At 72.4% G+C, this 16,050-nt stretch carries 14 protein-coding genes and 1 pseudogene; 6 read left to right on the forward strand and 9 right to left on the reverse strand.

The window, feature by feature from the left end:
• The first annotated feature begins 553 nt into the window (after nucleotides 1-553).
• Nucleotides 554-1,729: a flavin-containing monooxygenase gene (locus tag ACWDX6_RS04210; RefSeq protein ID WP_451483384.1), complete on the forward strand. Its 1,176-nt coding sequence runs from the start codon at nucleotides 554-556 to the stop codon at nucleotides 1,727-1,729.
• A 186-nt stretch (nucleotides 1,730-1,915) separates the two neighbouring features.
• Nucleotides 1,916-3,055: a hypothetical protein gene (locus tag ACWDX6_RS04215; protein WP_451483385.1), complete on the forward strand. Its 1,140-nt coding sequence runs from the start codon at nucleotides 1,916-1,918 to the stop codon at nucleotides 3,053-3,055.
• Between the two features lie 218 nt (nucleotides 3,056-3,273).
• On the opposite strand, the gene ACWDX6_RS04220 is transcribed toward ACWDX6_RS04215, so the two are convergent.
• Together ACWDX6_RS04220 and ACWDX6_RS04225 are read right to left on the reverse strand one after the other, a co-directional pair.
• A complete protein-coding gene (locus tag ACWDX6_RS04220; protein ID WP_451483386.1) occupies nucleotides 3,274-4,581 on the reverse strand; it encodes an MFS transporter in 1,308 nt (435 codons plus the stop codon).
• A gap of 191 nt (nucleotides 4,582-4,772) precedes the next feature.
• Nucleotides 4,773-5,993 carry an MFS transporter gene (locus ACWDX6_RS04225; protein WP_451483387.1) on the reverse strand — a complete coding sequence of 407 codons (1,221 nt, stop codon included), beginning with the start codon at nucleotides 5,991-5,993 and terminating at the stop codon, nucleotides 4,773-4,775.
• Here ACWDX6_RS04225 and ACWDX6_RS04230 point away from each other — a divergent pair.
• Nucleotides 5,980-7,065, forward strand: coding sequence for a GlxA family transcriptional regulator (locus ACWDX6_RS04230; protein WP_451483502.1), 1,086 nt, complete (start codon nucleotides 5,980-5,982; stop codon nucleotides 7,063-7,065). The two genes, ACWDX6_RS04225 and ACWDX6_RS04230, sit on opposite strands and share 14 nt — an antisense overlap.
• Before the next feature lie 204 nt (nucleotides 7,066-7,269).
• On the opposite strand, the gene ACWDX6_RS04235 is transcribed toward ACWDX6_RS04230, so the two are convergent.
• The 3 genes and pseudogenes from ACWDX6_RS04235 to ACWDX6_RS04245 form a co-directional block, all read right to left on the reverse strand.
• A complete protein-coding gene (locus tag ACWDX6_RS04235) occupies nucleotides 7,270-7,788 on the reverse strand; it encodes an ATP-binding protein (protein ID WP_451483388.1) in 519 nt (172 codons plus the stop codon).
• Nucleotides 7,789-8,248: 460 nt separating this feature from the next.
• Nucleotides 8,249-8,782: an EF-hand domain-containing protein gene (locus tag ACWDX6_RS04240; protein WP_451483389.1), complete on the reverse strand. Its 534-nt coding sequence runs from the start codon at nucleotides 8,780-8,782 to the stop codon at nucleotides 8,249-8,251.
• Between the two features lie 117 nt (nucleotides 8,783-8,899).
• A pseudogene (locus tag ACWDX6_RS04245) lies at nucleotides 8,900-9,265 on the reverse strand (STAS domain-containing protein); the annotation flags it as partial.
• A 219-nt stretch (nucleotides 9,266-9,484) separates the two neighbouring features.
• On the opposite strand from ACWDX6_RS04245, the gene ACWDX6_RS04250 reads away from it, so the two are divergent.
• The gene (locus ACWDX6_RS04250; protein WP_451483390.1) at nucleotides 9,485-10,066 is read left to right on the forward strand and encodes a sigma-70 family RNA polymerase sigma factor; all 582 of its coding nucleotides are present in this window, start codon (nucleotides 9,485-9,487) and stop codon (nucleotides 10,064-10,066) included.
• Nucleotides 10,063-11,436: a zf-HC2 domain-containing protein gene (locus ACWDX6_RS04255; RefSeq protein ID WP_451483391.1), complete on the forward strand. Its 1,374-nt coding sequence runs from the start codon at nucleotides 10,063-10,065 to the stop codon at nucleotides 11,434-11,436. The genes ACWDX6_RS04250 and ACWDX6_RS04255 overlap by 4 nt, the downstream gene beginning before the upstream one ends.
• Nucleotides 11,437-11,505: 69 nt before the next feature.
• On the opposite strand, the gene ACWDX6_RS04260 is transcribed toward ACWDX6_RS04255, so the two are convergent.
• From ACWDX6_RS04260 to ACWDX6_RS04270, 3 genes are all read right to left on the reverse strand, one after another.
• Entirely contained in the window at nucleotides 11,506-12,009 is a 504-nt protein-coding gene (locus ACWDX6_RS04260; RefSeq protein ID WP_451483392.1) for an RICIN domain-containing protein, read from the reverse strand.
• A 136-nt stretch (nucleotides 12,010-12,145) separates the two neighbouring features.
• Complete coding sequence (purU, locus tag ACWDX6_RS04265) at nucleotides 12,146-12,997, reverse strand: formyltetrahydrofolate deformylase (protein WP_403287761.1); 852 nt, start codon at nucleotides 12,995-12,997, stop codon at nucleotides 12,146-12,148.
• 46 nt (nucleotides 12,998-13,043) lie between these two features.
• Nucleotides 13,044-13,490 carry an SCO4402 family protein gene (locus ACWDX6_RS04270; protein WP_451483503.1) on the reverse strand — a complete coding sequence of 149 codons (447 nt, stop codon included), beginning with the start codon at nucleotides 13,488-13,490 and terminating at the stop codon, nucleotides 13,044-13,046.
• Nucleotides 13,491-13,671: 181 nt separating this feature from the next.
• Here ACWDX6_RS04270 and ACWDX6_RS04275 point away from each other — a divergent pair, with 181 nt between their 5' ends.
• Nucleotides 13,672-14,970: an ABC transporter substrate-binding protein gene (locus ACWDX6_RS04275; protein ID WP_451483393.1), complete on the forward strand. Its 1,299-nt coding sequence runs from the start codon at nucleotides 13,672-13,674 to the stop codon at nucleotides 14,968-14,970.
• A 15-nt stretch (nucleotides 14,971-14,985) separates the two neighbouring features.
• On the opposite strand, the gene ACWDX6_RS04280 is transcribed toward ACWDX6_RS04275, so the two are convergent.
• Entirely contained in the window at nucleotides 14,986-16,047 is a 1,062-nt protein-coding gene (locus ACWDX6_RS04280) for a hypothetical protein (protein ID WP_451483394.1), read from the reverse strand.
• Nucleotides 16,048-16,050: the final 3 nt, after the last annotated feature.

Below are 16,050 nucleotides of genomic sequence, written 5' to 3' on the forward strand. Positions count from 1 at the left end.
GTCGCGGAGGCGTCCGCCCGGCGTGTTCCGGCGAGTCCACTCGTTCGGAGCCGCGCGGACGAGCGGCGGATACAGCGCGACCGGCTCGAAGAGCTGCTCCACGACGTGGAGGCGGAGATCGGCCCGCCGACACCGGAGATCCAGAACTGGGCGTCGGAGAGACGATCACCTGGCGCGCCCTGGACCTGCTGCGCAACGCGAACCTGCACGGCCACAAGTACGCGATCGACTCCGTCGTGGCAGCCACGGCTCTCGGCTACAGCGGGCCCCGGATCATCGTCACATCCGACGCGGACGACCTGATCAAGCTCTGCGGCGAGCGGGTCACCGTCGTCGCGGCGTGAAGACCGGGTGCCGGAATCCGCCCTCTGCCCGGAACGTGACCTCCCGGTCTCTTCTCCGGACTCGTCCGCGACAACACATCTGACGGTATGTCAGTTCCGCCATGACTTCACACCACGCGCGCAAGGCCCTTGCACGCGTGACCATTTCGCAACCGAACCCCCTCTTGACCGAGACCCAACAAGTGAGCGCGTCATTACGCTCAGCATTCATGGACCACACCCCCCACGCCCGACCCGGCCACCCTGTGTACGTCATCGGGGGCGGCCCCGGCGGGCTCGCCGTCGCCGCCGCCCTGCGCCGACGGGGCGTGCGGGCCGTCGTCCTGGAGAGGTCGGACGCCGTCGGGGCGTCCTGGCGCTCCCACTACGACCGGCTGCGGCTGCACACCACCCGCCGGCTGTCCGCGCTCCCGGGTCTCGCGATGCCCCGCTCCTTCGGCCGCTGGGTCGCCCGCGCGGACGTCGTGCGGTACCTGGAGAAGTACGCCGAATTCCATGATCTGGAGATCGTGACGGGCGTCGAGGTCTCCCGTGTCGAGCGCGCCGAGGACGGCGAGAACTGGCTCCTGCACGCCACCGGCGGACGCCGGCTCACCGGCGCGGCCGTCGTCGTGGCCACCGGCTACAACCACACCCCGCGCCTGCCCGACTGGCCGGGCCTCCCCTCGTACGCCGGGGAACTCGCGCACGCGAGCGCGTACCGCGACCCCTCGCCCTACGCCGGCCGGGACGTGCTCGTCGTCGGCGCCGGGAACACCGGCGCCGAGATCGCGGCCGATCTCGCCGACGGCGGGGCGGGGCGGGTGCGGCTCGCGGTGCGCACGGTGCCGCACATCGTGCGCCGCTCGACGGCGGGCTGGCCCGCGCAGCGCACGGGCATCCTGGTGCGCCGGCTGCCGGTGCGCCTGGTGGACCGGGCGGGCGCGCTGGTGGCCCGGGTCTCCGTACCGGACCTGTCCGAGCACGGCCTTCCGCGCCCGGACACGGGGCTGTACTCGCGGGTGCGCGAGGGGGCGATCCCGGTGCAGGACGTGGGCCTGATCGACGCCGTACGCGCCGGGAAGGTGGAGGTGGTCGCCGCGGTGGAGTCCTTCGAGGGGGACAAGGTCGTGCTCGCGGACGGGACCCGGATAGGCCCGGACGCCGTGATCGCCGCGACGGGATACCGCCGGGCCCTGGAACCCCTCGTCGGCCACCTGGACGTGCTCGACGACCGGGGGCTGCCGATGACGCACGGCGCCCGCACCTCGCGCCGGGCGCCCGGGCTCTACTTCACCGGGTTCACCAACCCCATCAGCGGGATGCTGCGGGAGATGGCGATCGACGCGGAGAAGATCGCCCGGGGCATCGCCCGCCGGGCCGCGAAGCCGTCCGCGAGGCCCTGAGCGACGCGAGCGCGGTGCCCGGCATCCCGGGACACCGGGCACCACCGTGGCGGGCGACCGGGGCCGGTAGGGGCGTCGCGCACCAGGCGAGACCTCCGGACGCGATCCAGGCTTGTTCACCGCGTGCGGGCGGGCGCTTGGCGACGTAGGTTGTCCCCTCAACGTCTGTGACACGAGGGGAACATGATGAGCGCTTTCGGTACGGATCCGGTCAGTCGACGAAGGCTCATACGGCTCGGCGGGGGTGCCGCCGCCGCCCTGGTGCTGGGCGGGGCCGCGGCCTCGCCGGCACAGGCGCGGAGCCTGACCGGGGAAGCCGGTGCCACGGCACTGCCCGGATCGCTGTCCTTCGACCTCGCCGACGGGTCGACCGCCGCGTTCATGCACAAACAGGCCTGGTGCCCCACGGTGATGCAGTGCGCGGGCTACGACCACATCAACAAGCACTGGTACGTCGCCCAGGTCATGTACAACCCGGGTGACGGGGTGTCCTACGCGACGCGCAAGCGCGAGGGCGACATCGCCATCACCAAGCTGAGCGCGGACGGTTCGACCAAGCTCGGCCGGATGTACCTGCGCGGCTTCGGGCACGCCGCCCAGATCGGCATCGAGCCGACGGCCGCGGGCTCCGCTCCGTACATCTGGATCGAGTACGACTCGGAGCCGAACGCGGCGGGCGACACCGGCTTCGGCACCAAGCTGTGCCGGATCAAGTACATGGGCCCGGCGGCCGACCAGCCGCCGCGCAGCTTCCACTGGGACAGTGCCGCGGACCGTACGGCCATGGACTTCAAGGACCGTACGCCCGACCCGCTCAAGCTGCCGGGCGCCGGGACGACGCTGAGCGCGCCGCGGCCGGTCGTCGACATGCACCACCGCCGGGTGATGGTGCGGTTCAACCGCAACGGGCAGTTGCAGTGCGCGGTCTGGGACCTGGACACGGCGGTCGCCGCACCGCTGGGCGCGCCGCTGCACCACTTCGCCGACCTGCCCAGGCCGGTGTACTCCTCGCAGGGGTTCTGCCTCTACGGCTCGTACATGTACATGCTGGAGGGCGGGGCGTACACCAGCGGCGGGCCGACCGACACGACGGACGAGGGCACCACGTACATCACCAAGGTCGATCTGAACACCGGAACCTCGGAGCGTGCTCTCACCCGCGCCCTGAAGAGCCTGGTCTACCGGGAGCCGGAGGGCATGAACATCATGCTCGTCCCCGACCCGGCGCGGCCCGGTGGCTATCTGCCCCGGCTGTCCTTCGGCTTCGCGTCCGGGGAGTCGGGCGACCGCCGGGTGAACATCGCGTACAAGGACGCGCTGATCTGAGCCGTGCGCGGCCGGGGCGCCCCGGAAGGTCCGGGAGGTTCCTATCTGACACCTCGTCAGCTTCAATGGCGAGGTGATGGGACACGCCAAATTGGCGGCCACGCCGTCCGATACCCCAGCTCGGCCGGTGCGCCCACGGCCGTGGAGCACCGCCCGGGGCCACGGCTCCGGGCGGTACGGGACGGCGAGCGGCTGCCCGCCGACCGCCCACGGCCGCTTCACGCCGCGGTGCTCGCCGCCGCCGGTCGCCGCCGGATCACCAGGGCCATCAGGGCGGCCGCCGCGCACAGGCCGCCCGAGGCGTACCAGACGACGTCGTACGAGCCGAAGACGTCCCGGGCCACACCGCCCGCGAAGGCGACCACGGCCGCGCCCACCTGGTGGGAGGCGAGGACCCAGCCGAAGACGATCGCGCTGTCCTCGCCGTAGTGCTCGCGGCACAGGGCGATCGTCGGCGGGACCGTGGCGACCCAGTCGAGGCCGTAGAAGACGATGAAGAAGACCATCGGAGGGTGGACCGAGGGCGCGAGCAGCAGGGGCAGGAAGAGCAGGGACACACCGCGCAGCGCGTAGTACACGGCCAGCAGGCGCCGGGACTCGAAGCGGTCGGTGAACCAGCCCGAGGCGATCGTGCCGACGACGTCGAAGACGCCGATGACGGCCAGGAGCGAGGCCGCCGCCGTGATCGGCATGCCGTGGTCGTGGGCGGCGGGCACGAAGTGCGTCTTGACCAGACCGTTCGTGGAGGCGCCACAGATCGCGAAGGTCCCGGCGAGCAGCCAGAAGGGGCCGGTGCGGGCGGCCTTGAGCAACACCGCGACCGCCCGGCGGGCGGCGCCCGGCACCGGGGCCGGCTTCTCGGCGTACTCGCCGCCGTAGGGCGCGAGGCCGACGTCCGCCGGGTGGTCGCGCAGCAGCAGCCAGACGAAGGGGACGACCGCGAGGGCGGCCAGGGAGACGGTCACCGAGGCCGGGCGCCAGCCGTGGTTCTCCACCAGCCAGGCCAGCAGCGGCAGGAAGACGAGCTGGCCGGAGGCGCCGGCGGCGGTGAGGATGCCGGTCACCAGGCCGCGCCGGGCGACGAACCACCGGTTGGTCACCGTCGCGGCGAACGCCAGGGCCATCGAGCCGCTGCCGAGACCGACGAGGACGCCCCAGAACAGCACGAGCTGCCAGGCCGCCGTCATCCACACGGTCAGCAGGGAGCCGAGGGCGATCACGCTCAGCGCGAGGGCGACGACCCGGCGGATGCCGAACCGGTCCATCAGCGCCGCGGCGAACGGTGCCGTCAGGCCGTACAGCGCGAGGTTCACCGAGACCGCGAAGCCGATCGTGCCGCGCGACCAGGCGAAGTCGCGGTGCAGGGGCTCGATCAGCAGTCCGGGCAGCGAGGCGAAGGCCGCGGCGCCGATGATCGTGACGAAGGTGACGGCCGCGACGAACCAGGCACGGTGCACTCGCGGGGTACGGAGGGGGGCGGGCGGCGAGGAGGCGGTCTCGGTTGTCTGGGTCACGTCACACAGCATCGTGAGCGGCGGCTGCCCCGACCACTGGCCCGGATGACAGCTTTCGCAAGGATCGGGCCACGGAGCAGAGCAGAGATCAGGCCAGGGGTCCAGCCAGGGATCGGGCCGGGGGCCGGCCCGTCAGGGACCGGCCCAGGGTCAGGACCGGCCCGGGGGCGGCCCGGGGGCGGCCCGGGGGCGGCCCGGAGCGGTCACACCCTCGGCAGCCTCCTGATCGGCCGTACCACCAGCAACGCCACCACCACCAGCACCGCAGCCCCCGCTCCCGCCAGCAGCACCTCCTCCGTCCCCACCGCCTCGGCCACCGGGCCCGCCAGCGCGCGGCCCGCCGCCATCATCAGCAGCGAACCGGCCACGTCGTACGCGTGCATGCGGTTCAGCGCGTCCTGCGGCACATGCGTCTGGACCGAGGTCGACCACATCACCAGCCAGAACGCGAACGCCGCCCCGCCCAGGAACTGCCCCACGCCGAGGACCGCCACGGACGCGCCCGAAGCGAGCAGGGCGAGGTTCACCGGGAGACCGAGCAGCGCCACCGCTCCGGCCGCCAGCGGGCGGCGCGGGCGCAGCCGCAGCGCGAGCAGACCGCCGGCCGCGCTGCCCGCGCCGTTGACCGCCATCAGCACGCCGTACGCCGCCGAGCCGTGGTCCCCGGTGACGAGGGTGGCGGTCAGCGGCACCATCGGCCCGGCGACCGTCAGTCCGTACACCGTCCAGATCGCGATCACCCCCCACAGCCAGCTCCGGGCCGTGAACTCCCGCCAGCCGACGGCCATCTCGGCGCGGAGAGAGCCCCGCGCGGCCGTGTCGCCGGGGACCGGGGTAATCCGCATCAGGCCGAGGCAGAGGGCGCTGACCGCGAGGGTCAGGCCGTTGGCGGCGAAGGCGACTCCCGCGCCGGAGAGCGCGACGAGGAGGCCGGCCACGGCCGGTCCCGCCATGGTCATCAGGGACTCGACCACCCGCAGGACGGCGTTGGCGCGCTGCACGTCGGGGGCGACGCGCGGGATCGTGGAGGCGACCCCGGGCTGGAAGAGCGCCGCGCAGACGCCGCTGACGGCGGAGAGCGCGTACACGCTCCACAGGGGCGGGCCGCCTGCGGCGAAGGAGACGGCGAGGACGGCCGCGCCGGGCAGCCGCAGCACATCGGCGAGGATCATCATCCGACGGGCGGTGAAACGGTCCGCGAGGACGCCGCCGACGACCACGAAGAGCGCGAAGGGGCCGATCCAGGCACCGAGCGCGTATCCGACGGAGGAGCCGGAGTGCCCCGCTCCGAGCAGTCCGGCGGCGAGGGCGACGGGCACCATGCCCTCGCCGAAAACGGCGGCCGCGCGGGCGGTGAAGAAGAGGCGGAAGTTACGGTTCCAGAGGGTGGGTGCCCCGACCGGCGCGGGAATGGGCTCCCGCACCTCAGACTTGTACGAGCAGTGCTCCGATTGCTTGTCCGTCACGGACCCGACTTCTAGCACCAACTGGTCTGGACCACCAAGGGGATTTCTTGTGCCGCATCGCGTCGTCGTCCTCGCCCTGCCCGGCCTCCTCCCCTTCGAACTGGGCATTCCCCACCGGATTTTCGGCCGCGCCAAGGACTCGGCGGGCCGTCCGCTGTACACGATCGTGACCTGCGCCGCGGTCCCCGGCCCGGTCCCCACGGACGCGGACTTCTCCATCCACGTCGACCACGGCCCGGAGGCGCTCGCCACGGCGGACACCGTCGTCGTCCCGGCCTCCTACGAACTCGGGCCGGTCTACGAGGAGGGACGGCTGACCGACGAGCTGGCCGCCGCCCTCGCCCACATCCGGCCCGGCACCCGGCTGGTGTCCATCTGCACGGGCGGGTACGTCCTGGCCGCCGCCGGATACCTCGACGGCCGGCCCGCCACCACGCACTGGGCCTCGGCCGCGCACTTCCAGCGGCTCTTCCCGAGCGTGCGGGTCGACGCGGACGTCCTGTTCGTCGACGACGGGGACGTGCTGACCTCGGCGGGCGTGGCCGCCGGGCTCGACCTCTGCCTGCACATCGTGCGCAAGGACCACGGCACGGGCGTCGCCAACGAGGTGGCTCGCAGGACCGTCGTACCGCCGCACCGGGACGGCGGCCAGGCGCAGTACATCGCGCGCCCGCTGCCGGAGCCGGGGACGGCGACCACGACGGCGGCGCGGGCGTGGGCGCTGGCGCGGCTGCACGAGCCGATCCAGCTACGGGACCTGGCGGCACGGGAGTCGATGAGCGTACGGACGTTCACCCGCCGCTTCCGGGAGGAGGTGGGGGTCAGCCCGGGGCAGTGGCTGACCCGGCAGCGGGTGGAACGCGCCCGGCACCTCCTGGAGTCGACGGATCTGCCGGTCGACCAGGTCGCGCGGGACGCCGGTTTCGGCACCTCGCAGTCGCTGCGCTCCCACCTCCAGGCGGCGATCGGGGTGACGCCGAGCGCCTACCGCCGGACCTTCCGCGCGGGGGCGGTACGCCTTCCTTCTTGACGGGCGCCTTGACGGGTGGCGGCGCGCTCGCGCGCGCCCCGAGCACGGCGAGCGCGGCGCATGGGGATCCCCCGCGCGCACATCACTGCCGCACTGCGGGGGAGGCCGCCACCCGGTCGCGATCCGTACTCGTCGAGGGCTTCCGCCCTCGACTCCCCTCGCGACGAATCGCTCACCCTAGGGTGAACAAATCCCCACGAACCGTCAACAGCGCGCCGCGGAGACGGAAGTCGAAGCGGAGGACGAGGCCGAAGGGGCGGCGGGGAGCGTGGCGGTGACGGAAGGGCCGGCGGAGGGCGGGACGGCCGAGGGCGCCATCGGCGCTCCCCGGTCCACCTCGCACCAGATGCTCTTGCCCATGCCCTCGCGCTGCCACCCCCACCGGTCGGCCAGGCCGTCCACCAGCTCCAGGCCGCGCCCGTTGCAGTCCTCGCCCTCCGCGTGGCGCGGTCGCGGCGGCCGGTCGCTCCGGTCGGCGACCTCGACCCTCACCGTCCCGGCCTCCGGGACGCCCGCGCCGAACAGCATCCGCAGCACGGCCGGACAGCCGGTGTGCACCACGGCGTTGGTCACGAGCTCGGAGATGAGCAGCACCAGCGTCTCGGCCAGCGGCTCGTCATCCTCTATGCCCGATCCCGCGAGCCTCGAACGGGCCCATCGCCGGGCTCGTCCCACCTCTGCCGGGTCGGGCCCGACTTCCAACTGAACCTGAAGCACCTGCACCGCTCACACCATCCGAACCGGCGGACACATCGCCTCGCGCCTCACAGCCATCGACGCCCTTACGGAACGTGAATTCCTTGTGAAGCAGCATGGTTGACGTACAGTCACCGCAACAAGCGCTTCAGGCATATTCCAGCGCGAAGGAGTACGCATGGTCCATACTGTGCGACGCACGCTGCGGATAGTCGAACAAGGGCGCGCACAGCGCCTCCACGGGGCGCGAGCGGCGGGCATTCCCCGCGCCGGAGCCGCCGCACGGGCAGCACCGGGACGAACCGGGCTCTCAACCACTCGCATCCCACGGAGGGTACCGGAGCAGGGCCCCGACTCCGGGCCGTGACGGCCCTCCCGAAGGACACAACCCGATATCGACGCTCCGTGAGCGCCGGAGTCCCGGCGGCGGCACAGCGGCGGCGGCGGCGGTTGCGGGGCGACCGCCTCCACCTCCTCCAGGCGGGCCCTAGGAGGCGTCCGGCCGGTCCTCCGTCATGAAGTAGCGGGCGAACGCGGACACGGCCGCCTCCTCCTCGACCCGTCCCGAGTCGTCGGTCGGCAGCGACCGGGCGCTCAGCGCGGCCGCCTCCGGGGCGATGCCGAGCGCGCGCAGCGCGCGCTCCACGTCGGCCCGGGTGGGGGCGAGGACCAGCAGGGCGCGCAGGAAGGGGCGGGCGATCTCGGCGAAGCGGTCGGGGTGGTCGTGCAGCCGCTTGATCGCGCCGCCGACGAACTCCTGCTGGCTCACCCGCTGGTCTCCGTCGACGTCCGCCATCCCCGCCAGGCCCTGCCAGAACGCCTCCGCGCCGGTGACCAGCGCCTGGCCCTTGTCGGAGCGGAAGGATGTGTCGAACTCCGTGAGGAGCCGTTTCGCCGCCGTACTGAAGTCCTCGCGCGAGATCGTCCCGTCACCGTCCTGGTCGAACGCGGCGAAGCGGGAGGCGATCCGGCGCTGGTGGAGCTGCTGCACAGGTTGCTGCTCGGGTTCCATGGGCTGCATGTGCGGACCTTACGACGGGGAGGGCCGCTATGCCGAGAGGGGCGGAGCGGCCAGGCGCCGTGACGGGGAGGACTGTTCGGGCACGGAGGCGGTCTGTCCGGCGAGGGAGTCCACGGGGAGGGGCCGCGCCCGCTCGTCGACCGCGTCGGCGGCGTCCGCGTACACATCGAAGAGGCGCCGGACGCCGAGCGCTGCCATGACCCGGTTGACGTGCGAGCCTTCCAGCTCACCGCGCGCGGGGAGCACCATGTGCAGCCGGCCGCCGCAGGAACGCATCAGCCGACGGGTGGCGATCAGCACACCCACCCCGCTGGAGTCGCAGAACAGCACGCCGGACAGGTCCAGGACGACATGGTGCCGCCCACCCGCGACGGCGTCGTGCACATGTCTGCGGACCTGCGGCGAGGTGACCAGGTCGAGTTCGCCCTGGACGCGCAGCACGGTCCAAGGGCCTTGCTCGTCTTCGTCGACATGGAGCGTCACGCATCGCGCCCTTCAAGCGGAGGCAGGCCTTCCTGTCCCTCCGGCTGCCCTGCCTCGACACCCTGAAACCCCTCTGTCCCGGCTTGACGCTTTCCTTACCATCCCGGCTCCGCCGGGGGGCGCACTTGTCGCAAAGGGGGGTGCACAACGGCGCGGCCCATTACTTTGGACGGTGAACTCGGGTCGGGAGGGCAGCCGAAGAGCTCCGGAGGGCTTCGTATGGCGAAGGACACACCACCGCGCTGGGACCGCAGGATGCAGCAGCGGCTGGCGCGCGGTGAGGCGGCCGCGCTCGGAGAGCTGTACGACCGGTTCGCCTCCCTGGTGCACAGCCTCGCCCACCGCGTGCTCGACGACGACGCGGCCGCCGACCAGGTCACCCGCGAGGTCTTCGGCTACATCTGGGAGAACCCCGACGCGTACGACCCCAGGCAGGGCAACATGCGCTCCTGGGTGGCCAAGCTGACCCAGCGGCAGGCCGTGCACCGGCTGCGGCAGACGGAGGCGACGGCGTACGCGGAGACCGGCGAGGGTTCGGCGGAGGAGCTGGAGCAGAAGGTGCGGCGGGCCTCGGTCGCGGCCCGCGCGGACTACATCGTCACGTCGATGCCTGCTCCGTTGCGCGCCGCGCTGGAACTGGCCTACTTCCAGCGGCGCGACTACCGCCAGACGGCTGCCGACCTCGGGGTCACGGAGGACGAGGCGCGGCGCCGGCTGCGGCTCGGTCTGCAGCTGCTGTCGACGGCGAACACCCGCCCGCTGGAGGGGTCCTCGCCGCCCGGTTACGGACGCACGCTGTGAGCGGGGCGAACGACGACCCGGACGAGGTCGCACGCGCTCCACGGATACCGGGGCCGCGGTGGGCGGCGGACGACCACGCGGACCTGTCGGGCGCGGTACGGACAGGGCCGGAGGCGGCGGTACGGCCGGACGCCGAGGTACGGCCGGACGCCGAGGTACGGCCGGACGCCGAGGTACGGGCGGAGCCGGAGCCTGTGGCGGAGCTCGTGACCGAGTCCGTGGCCGAGGCCGTAGCGCCTCCGCCACCCCCGCCGCCGTCCCCTCCGTCCCTTCCGACGCACGCCGTGCTCAAGTCCCTCCTCGGGGCGTGGGCGCTGTCCGCGTGTTCGCCGGAGGAGACCCAGGCCGTGGAGGAGCACCTGACGGAGTGCGCCCCGTGCGCGGACGAGGCGCTGCGCCTGCGTGACGCGGTCGGCCTGCTGCACGCCGAGCGGGACCTCGACCTCGATCCGCTGCTGCGCTCCCGGGTCCTGGAGAACTGCCTCGGCCGCCGCCCCGCCCGTATCCCGGTGCCCGCCTGGGCGACTCCGTACGACGCGGAGTCGGCCCGGCTGGACGCGCTGCTGCGCGACATCGGCGAATCGGAGTGGCACGCCCCGGTGCGCCTGAAGTGGTTCGAGGGCGAAGGCCCGGTGAGCCGCAGGACGACCGTGGCGGGAGTGATCGGACATCTGCTGACCGTGGACGGCCTGGTCTCGACGGCGTTGGGCCTGGACGACCCGCTGGGCGTGGCGGGCCGGGATCTGACGCCGACGGAGCGCACGGAGGCGTACTGGAGGGGCGCGTACCACCCGCCGACGCGCCGGATCCGCGAGCCGTGGCGCGAGCAGACGCACACACTGATCCGCACGGTGTCGTTCGCGGGCCGGGGCGTCGCTGACCTGACGGTGACGTACGGGGACTTCGCGCTCCCCCTGCGGGACTCGCTGCTCGAGCGGGCCTTCGAGTGCTGGGTGCACGCGGAGGACATCGCGAACGCGGTGGACTATCCGTACGAGCCGCCCAGCGGGGCGCATCTGCACGGCATGATCGACCTGGCGGCCCGGCTGCTTCCGGCGGCCCTGGCCGAACGTCGCCGCTCGGGCCTGGCCGGTCCGCCCCGCCACCTGGTGACGGCGGGCGCCCCGGGCCGCTCGCTCCATCTGGAGGTCGAGGGCGCGGGCGGCGGCCACTGGTACATCGCCCTGGACTCCCCGGCGGCCGTCGGCTCACCCGATCACGCGGTGGCACAGGTGGCGATGGACGGCGTCGAGTTCTGCCAGCTCGTGGCGGGCCACGTCCCTCCGGGAGAGGCGGCGGCGGGCCAGGACGGCGACCGGGAGGCGATCCGCGACGTCCTCTTCGCCGCGGCCAACCTGAGCCGCCTCTAGGGTCTGTCCGGCGGAACGCGCGATGTCACGGTGCCCGACGTCCCGCGTCGGGCACCGTGACATCGTGCGTCAGCGGATGTACCAGTTCTGGTCGGCGTGGTCCTCGCAGTCGTACTGGAACACCCGGCTGCCGTAGTCGTGGCCCTGTACGACCAGGCACTTGCGGCTGTTGAGGTTCCGCAGCTTGAAGGTGTCGTCCGTGACGGCGATCTTCTGCCACAGCTGGTCGCGCCACTCGCCGCAGTCGTACTGCATGGCGGTGTTGCCGTTCTCCATGCCCTGCACGACCAGGCACTTGCCGCTGTTGACGTTCTTGAGGCGGTAGCCGCCGGGGTGCTCGACATAGGTCTCGTCGAGCACCCACTTCTGATCGGCCCAGTCGCCGCACTCGTACTGCACGGCGGTGTTGCCGTTCTCCAAGCCCTGGACCAGCAGGCACTGCCCGCTGTTGGCGTTCCTGACACTGAACGCCGGCTCCTGCGCGGCGGAGGCACCCCCGGCGGCCCCGACGACGGTCGTGGCCGCCAGCGCGGCGGTGGCCAGGACGGAGCCTATGGTGCGCGTTCCGATCATGTGGTCCCCCTCAGGTGTACGCGATCTTGAGCGGAACCATAGCGCCGCCGAGGGCAGGGCGAGAGACGGGGGCCGAAGCGGAGGGGCCGGAGCCCGCGACCGGGCGGCAGGCCTAGGGTCTTTCGAACGAGAGGCCCTACGCGAAGACCACCGTGCGGCGGCCGTTGAGGAGGATGCGGCGTTCCGCGTGCCACTTCACCGCGCGCGCCAGCGCCTGGCACTCCACGTCGCGGCCGACCGCCACCAGCTGGTCCGGGGTGACCTCGTGGCCCACGCGCTCGACCTCCTGCTCGATGATCGGGCCCTCGTCGAGGTCCGCCGTCACGTAGTGGGCGGTCGCGCCGATCAGCTTCACGCCGCGCGCGTGCGCCTGGTGGTACGGCTTCGCGCCCTTGAAGCTCGGCAGGAAGGAGTGGTGGATGTTGATGATCCGGCCCGACAGCTGCTTGCACAGATCGTCGGAGAGCACCTGCATGTAGCGGGCGAGCACCACCAGCTCGACCTCCTCGGAGCGGACCAGCTCCAGGAGCTCCGCCTCAGCCTGCGGCTTGTTGTCCTTCGTGACCGGAATGTGCCGGAACGGGATGTCGTACGAGCCCACCAGCTCCGCGAAGTCGGTGTGGTTGGAGACGACCGCCACGATCTCGACGGGCAGCGCCCCGATCCGCGAGCGGAACAGCAGGTCGTTCAGGCAGTGCCCGAACTTCGACACCATCAGCACGACGCGCATGCGCTGGTCGGCCCGGTTGATCTGCCAGTCCATCCCGAACGAGTCGCCCACCGCCGCGAAGCTCGCCCGCAGCTTGTCCACCGTGACCGGCGCCTCCGCCGAGAAGTGGACCCGCATGAAGAAGAGACCCGTGTCCCGGTCTCCGAACTGCTGGCTGTCCTCGATGTTGCAACCCGTGATGAAGAGGTAGCTCGACACGGCGTGCACGATGCCCTGTTTGTCGGGGCAGGAAAGAGTGAGGACGTACTGGTCGGTCATCCCATTAGCCTGCCACACGGCGCGGGGCCGCCCGGGACGGCGTCCGTCAGGCGGACCGCGTCATGATGCGGAGCACGTCGAGGGAGCGCGGCGGTACGTCCGGGTCCTCGCCGTCCGCCGACGCCATCCGTACGTGTGCCTCGCGGGCCGCGCGTACCGCCTCCGGCCAGCCGTGGTGCTCCATGTACGCCGAGACCGGGGCGTCCGGGCCCACCTGGTGCATGATCCGCAGCACGCGCAGCACGGCCACGTCCACCAGGGCGGCCTCACCTGAGTCGCGGAAGATCGTCCCGACGTACTTCTCGGCGGACCAGTTGTCCAGCCAGGTGTCCTCGACCAGGCGGTAGACGGCGTCGGTGACATCGCCGTACCCCTCGTGGCCCGCCAGCCAGGTCGTCTCGTGGAACCCGGGGTCGGAGAGCATGTGCAGCGCCGAGCGCACATTGCTGCGCCAGCGCCACCACGGCATGTCATTGAGCGGCATGCCGCCCATGGTGGAGGAGCGACGGCCGCGACGGGAAGAGTTCACCGAACTGGAGAGTGGACTGGACACGTTTCGATCGTACGTTCCCCATCCCCACGGACGGACCGGCCCCCGCAATTCACCTTCGTGTCACCCAGCGTTGAACCATGCTCACTCCCGCGTTACCCGTGAGGCGGAATTGTGCATGCCCATGACCGGTAGGCGACTGACCTCACTCCTCGCGTATGTCACGACGGCAGCGGCCGGGGCGTCGCTGCTCGCCGGCTGTGGCGTGCTCCCTGGGACCACGGGGGGCTCCAGGGAGCCCGTCACGGTGATGACGTGGGCCCCCGACGGAACCCGCGCCACCAACATGCCCGGAATGCCCGCCATGGCCCAGGCGTACGCCCGCTGGGCGAACGCCCACGGCGGCATCGACGGCCACGAGCTGCGCATCCTCACCTGCAACGAGCAGAACACCTCCGCCGGCGCCGCGGCCTGCGCGCGCCGGGCCGTCCGCGAGAAGGTCGTCGCCGTGGTCGGCTCCTACAGCCAGAACGGGCGCGCCTTCATGGCGCCTCTGGAGGCAGCCGGAATCCCGTACATCGGCGGTTACGGCATCTCCGAGGACGAGTTCACCAGCCCGCTCTCCTACCCCGTCAACGGCGGCCAGGCGTCCCTCCTCGCCGGCCACGGCATGCAGCTCGCCGAGTCCTGCCGCAAGGTCTCGCTCGTCCGTCCCGACACCATCGCCGGCGACAAGCTGCCCGACCTCCTCAACTCCGGTCTGCGCACGTCCCGGCACGGGAGCGCCACGGACATCCCGGCGCTGGAGGACGCCGCCGAGTACACCCAGCCGGCCGGGCGCGCCCGCAGCAAGGCCGGAGGGAGGAACGGCTGCGTCGCCGCCGTGCTCGGCGAGCGCACCCAGACGTTCTTCGACTCCTTCCGCCGGCTGCCCGCGGACGACGACGGGGAGGGGCAGGCAGGACAGGCCGGCCAGGGCTCCGAGAACCCGTCCCGCGTACGGATCTCCTCGGTGCTCGGCAGCGTCAGCCAGCCCGTCATCGACCGCACGGGCGGCGCGCGCAGCCCCTTCGAGGGTGCGTACGTCACCGGCTGGTACCCGGAGGCGAACGACGCCCGCTGGACGCCGATGCGCAAGGTCATCCAGGAGCACGCCTTCGCCGACAACCGCGTGGACCCGGCCGACGCGGGCGTCCAGACGACCTGGATCGCCTACACCGTCCTGAGGCAGGTGATCGAGTCGCTCGACAGCGAATCGATCTCGGCGAGCGCCGTCTCGCACGCCCTCGACCGGGGGGTACGGATCGACACCGGCGGTCTCACGCCCGAACTGCGCTGGCACTACGAGGACATGCTCGGAGCCCCCGGCTTCCCGCGGATCGTCAACGGCGAGGTGACGTTCCAAGTGGTCCGCCAGGGGCGGCTCGTGGCGCAGAAGCCCGGTTTCGTCGACGTCGGCGAGACGGTGCTCAGCGCGCCTTGACGCGGGCCCGGCCCGTCAGAGCTGGGTGGGCGTCCGCTGCGGCAGTCCGTACTTCTTGGCGGTCGGGTTCCACAGAGCGGCCGCCTGGCGCTTGGCGACGGTGGCCTCGCTGCTCTTCTTGCCCGCCGCGGACGTCTGCTTGGTCCTGCGGGCCTCGCCGTCCTTGCAGGCCTTCTTGCCCTTCGTCTCGACCGCCCAGGCGGCGTAGTGGTCGTCGGCGGAGGCCGACGCCTGCCACGCCTTGGTGAGGGCGGTGGTCAGCGCCGCGTTGTCCGGCAGCTTGTCGACGGACAGGCCCTGCAGCCGGGTCACCAGCTGGCGGCGCTGGGCTGCGGCCCCGCGCAGATCGGTGGCGGCCTGGTCGAGGTTCTTGCACTGCTTGATGGACTCGACCGAGCGGATCACCGCGTCACGGCTGTCGCTGCTGTCCGCGAGCAGCTTGTCGAGCGCCTGCGCCTGCGTCTCGGCCGGGTCGACGGGCTTCTCGGTCGGGGCGGTGGAGGGGGCGCTCGAACTCGCGGCCACGGTCTGGCCGGGGCCCTGCTTCTTGTCCTCGTCGCCACCGCTGAGCAGCGCCCCGGCGCCGAGACCGACGATCGCGCAGCCGACGACGACGGCGGCGATGAGGGCGACGGGCGACTTGCGGCGCGGCGCGGGCTCGTCGCCGTCGTCGTAGTAGGCGTCCTCGAACCCGTATCCCTGCCGCTGAGGCGGCGGGGGCGGCTGGGGTGCCTGGGGCTGGGGAGCGTACTGAGGCTGGCGGTGTTGCGGGTGGGGCGGCTGGGGCAGGTGCTGCGTCGAGTCGCTGCGGAAGAGGTTGTCGAACTCGGCCGGCGGCTGCCGCTCACCGGGCGTCTGCGTCGGTACGGGAGCGATGTACTGGGTCGCGTCGGAGGCGCCCGCCGGCTGAGCGGGCGCGCCCGGCTGCCGGCCCAGCGGCCCGGTCCCGAGGAACTGCGTGTCCGAGCCGCCGCCCTGGGGCGCGACCGGCGGAATGTGCTGGGTGGCCTGCATGTCGGCGGCGGAGGCGACCGGCGGATAGCCGTAACCGCCCTGCGGCGGCAGAGGAGCCGGCAAGGG

This window comes from Streptomyces sp. NPDC003027 (assembly GCF_053591435.1).

Excerpts from the sequence above, each read along its gene's own strand:
- ACWDX6_RS04275 (WP_451483393.1), top strand. The coding sequence starts at position 13,672 with ATGACCGGTAGGCGACTGACCTCACTCCTCGCGTATGTCACGACGGCA.
- purU (WP_403287761.1), bottom strand. The coding sequence starts at position 12,997 with ATGACCGACCAGTACGTCCTCACTCTTTCCTGCCCCGACAAACAGGGC.
- ACWDX6_RS04270 (WP_451483503.1), bottom strand. The coding sequence starts at position 13,490 with ATGGGCGGCATGCCGCTCAATGACATGCCGTGGTGGCGCTGGCGCAGC.
- ACWDX6_RS04230 (WP_451483502.1), top strand. The coding sequence starts at position 5,980 with ATGGGCTCCCGCACCTCAGACTTGTACGAGCAGTGCTCCGATTGCTTG.
- ACWDX6_RS04250 (WP_451483390.1), top strand. The coding sequence starts at position 9,485 with ATGGCGAAGGACACACCACCGCGCTGGGACCGCAGGATGCAGCAGCGG.
- ACWDX6_RS04240 (WP_451483389.1), bottom strand. The coding sequence starts at position 8,782 with ATGCAGCCCATGGAACCCGAGCAGCAACCTGTGCAGCAGCTCCACCAG.
- ACWDX6_RS04260 (WP_451483392.1), bottom strand. The coding sequence starts at position 12,009 with ATGATCGGAACGCGCACCATAGGCTCCGTCCTGGCCACCGCCGCGCTG.
- ACWDX6_RS04215 (WP_451483385.1), top strand. The coding sequence starts at position 1,916 with ATGAGCGCTTTCGGTACGGATCCGGTCAGTCGACGAAGGCTCATACGG.
- ACWDX6_RS04220 (WP_451483386.1), bottom strand. The coding sequence starts at position 4,581 with ATGCTGTGTGACGTGACCCAGACAACCGAGACCGCCTCCTCGCCGCCC.
- ACWDX6_RS04210 (WP_451483384.1), top strand. The coding sequence starts at position 554 with ATGGACCACACCCCCCACGCCCGACCCGGCCACCCTGTGTACGTCATC.